The sequence below is a fragment of the Methylobacterium nigriterrae genome (genome assembly GCF_037106235.1).
GTDB classification, from domain to species: domain Bacteria; phylum Pseudomonadota; class Alphaproteobacteria; order Rhizobiales; family Beijerinckiaceae; genus Methylobacterium; species Methylobacterium nigriterrae.
Genome location: NZ_JBAWTG010000289.1, coordinates 1 through 2,573, shown reverse-complemented (window position 1 = coordinate 2,573; position 2,573 = coordinate 1). Strand labels below are relative to the sequence as shown.

General features: G+C 62.1%; 4 protein-coding genes. 1 reads left to right on the top strand and 3 read right to left on the bottom strand.

The features are described 5' to 3' along the window. The first annotated feature begins 170 nt into the window (after positions 1 to 170). Positions 171 to 497, top strand: a complete 327-nt coding sequence (locus WDW90_RS36270) for an integration host factor subunit beta (protein ID WP_336492584.1) — start codon at positions 171 to 173, stop codon at positions 495 to 497. Here the strand turns inward: WDW90_RS36270 and WDW90_RS36265 are convergent. From WDW90_RS36265 to WDW90_RS36255, 3 genes are all read right to left on the bottom strand, one after another. Beyond that, positions 494 to 766, bottom strand: a complete 273-nt coding sequence (locus WDW90_RS36265; protein ID WP_336492583.1) for a hypothetical protein — start codon at positions 764 to 766, stop codon at positions 494 to 496. The genes WDW90_RS36270 and WDW90_RS36265 overlap by 4 nt on opposite strands. Positions 767 to 1,681: 915 nt before the next feature. Next, a complete protein-coding gene (locus WDW90_RS36260) occupies positions 1,682 to 1,939 on the bottom strand; it encodes a hypothetical protein (RefSeq protein WP_336492582.1) in 258 nt (85 codons plus the stop codon). Positions 1,940 to 2,076: 137 nt separating this feature from the next. Then, positions 2,077 to 2,289 (bottom strand): hypothetical protein, encoded by a 213-nt coding sequence (locus WDW90_RS36255; RefSeq protein WP_336492581.1) that lies wholly within the window; start codon positions 2,287 to 2,289, stop codon positions 2,077 to 2,079. Positions 2,290 to 2,573 lie beyond the last annotated feature (284 nt).

Below are 2,573 nucleotides of genomic sequence, written 5' to 3'. Positions count from 1 at the left end.
GGCCGTTGGCGTTTTGGGCTTAGGTCTTCGTCGCGGCGGTCTCCTTCTCCGGCTCACGACTCGCAGGAGCGAGCCTGCCGGACATGCCATGTCGCGTGGCCGGGACGGTTAAGTCAACGTCAAGCCGAGGAGGCTTGAGCGGGGCAGTGGGGCGTGCTCCTTTCCTCTACATGATCAGGTCCGACCTCACCCGCCGCCTCGCCGAGCAGAACCCGCAGCTCTACGAGCGGGACTGCGAGGCCATCGTGAAAGCGATCCTCGGCAGGATCGTGAATGCCCTTGAAGCTGGCGACCGGGTGGAGATCCGCGGCTTCGGCGCCTTCTCGGTCAAGACCTTGGGCTCGCGAGAGGGCCGTAACCCTCGGACCGGCGAGAAGGTCGACGTCGCCGAGAAGAAGGCCGTCCATTTCAAGTCCGGCAAGGAGATGCGACAGCTGCTGAACCCTGAGGGCGAAGCTCCTGAGGCAAAGGCTGCCCGCTTTCTGAAGGTGATCTAGTTCGGCCGACGTCCGCTCCGGATGCGGTGGCGCAGGGAGGGCCAGAACGCCATACAGGAGAGGAGACCGGCGACGGCGGCACTGTAGGCCGCCCTGCGCTTCAACGCATCGTTCAGGCTGTAGAGCATCATGCCGCCGGCCGTGAGAAACAGCATCATCTTCAGCAGCAGGGCCCAGACCCTGCGCAGCCGCACATCGTGGAACACTGCCTGCCCGCTCACGGCTGTGAGAGCGAGCCCGAGGCTGTCGGCGATCAGGTGGGCGAACACACCTGATGCCGGGACGGGGACGCTGGGCTATCGCATCCGAACGCAGACGAGCGCGACTAACCGCACCCGAATCACTTCACCAGACAGGCGCCATAAGACCAAGCAGGCGGACTGCATCACACATCGCAGTAAGGCATAAAAATGTCAGCGTAATCAGCGAACTACAGTGCAGCCTATACCTCGGACTTGGAAGATAGATTAAATTGCACTTGATCCAAGGATCTCAGCAGATTATCAAACGGCCAAGCTAGTACGTACGTAGTCGCCAACCAGTATGCTGCTGGAGCATGGAATGATCCGCATAAAGCCAACCCAAGACGGCACGTATACTGTTTACCGCGACGACCGGGTCTTGGTTGCTGGGCTTACTCGGGAGCAAGCCACTCGGTTTTCACAGTCTCTGACTGTACGACGCGACTACAATTGACGACAGCAGATCCTTGCGCGGCTATCTCGTTGAGACTGGTAGTCGATAAGACACGGCCTGTCACACTTTGGCAGACCGAGATACCTTGTTGATCCTTCCTTAATTCTTCACACCGAACCTGCCGGTCCGTCCTGCGCAACGGCTTACCAAGGCGCGGGCATCCTTTCGCTCGGCAGTCATGAACATGCGTCGGCCTGCTTCCTGCCTCTGCTTAGCAGCCCTGGCTCTTGTCCTTGCTACACCCAGCCAAGCAGAGCCTACGGCTGCACAGCGCGAGGCGTGTGCCCCTGATGTCCTGCGGCTGTGCAGCAGCGAGATCCCGAATGTGGCCGGTATCACGGCCTGCTTGCGCCGTGAGAAGCCGAAGCTGAGCCCTGGCTGCAGAGCGGTGTTCAATTCGCCTGCCTCACCGCGCTCCGCAAGGCTCTGATGGGCGCGTAAGCCTAAACGGGGCCGTGCTGACTACGCGGCCGCTGCGCCGCTGTCGCTCAGCCTCGCTTCGTCACCGGAAAGTCGTCGCGGTCGTAGATAGCCCTCACGTCCTCGTATGAGGTGATTGGCTTCTTGCCACCATCGCGCAAGATCAAGCCCAGCCGAGCGTCCCGCCGCCTCTCCCAGTCGCTGACAATCAGGCGCACGGCTCGGTCGAGCTTACAGCGGACAGGTTTGCCCTGAGCAAGCCGCTGCAGGCCACGCACATCGTGCCAGACGACCGTGACAGGCTCATCGTAGTTCAGGCGGCGCATTCGGGTCCCGTGGCCAAGGCAGCAGCACGGAACCGTATCCCGCAATAAGCGCAGGAATGACGAGGAGTAGCCCGGTTGGGCACTCAGCGCGCCCGAAGAACTGTGTGGCGCCGCAGCCTACTCTTGGGTCATCCGGGTCAACCCACGACCGCCTCGGCGAGTGCGCTCCTGCCCAAGTGCGTGATCGACCAACTGAACTCATCCCGGTGAAACTCGGCATATCCGAGCTGACGTGCATCCTGGCGAGCCTTGGCCTGATGCGCGCTGCAGCCGATGCCGATGCGGCGGACGTGAACCGGGCCGTCGCAAGCGTGGAGAGCCTTGAGGAACCTCAGCATTTCGTGGGTCATGGACGCACTCCGTACCGACTTGAGAGCAAATTTCGGTACGGTTTCAGCGACGGCATCCCCCAAATTGGGGAGCTTCCCCACCATTGTTGAAGGCGGACTGCGTAGGGGCCGCTAACGATCCGTTAACCACGATGCGGCAGTTTCACAGGCGAGTGGACGCCTCCGCTCGTCATTGGAAACCCCGTCCTTCGCGCGATCAGGGCGGGGTTTTCCATTGCGGGGGCGCCCCGCCGCCCGAGGTCGTGAAAGCGGCGGGGCTTGTCGCGGCGCTGGCGACCGAGCCG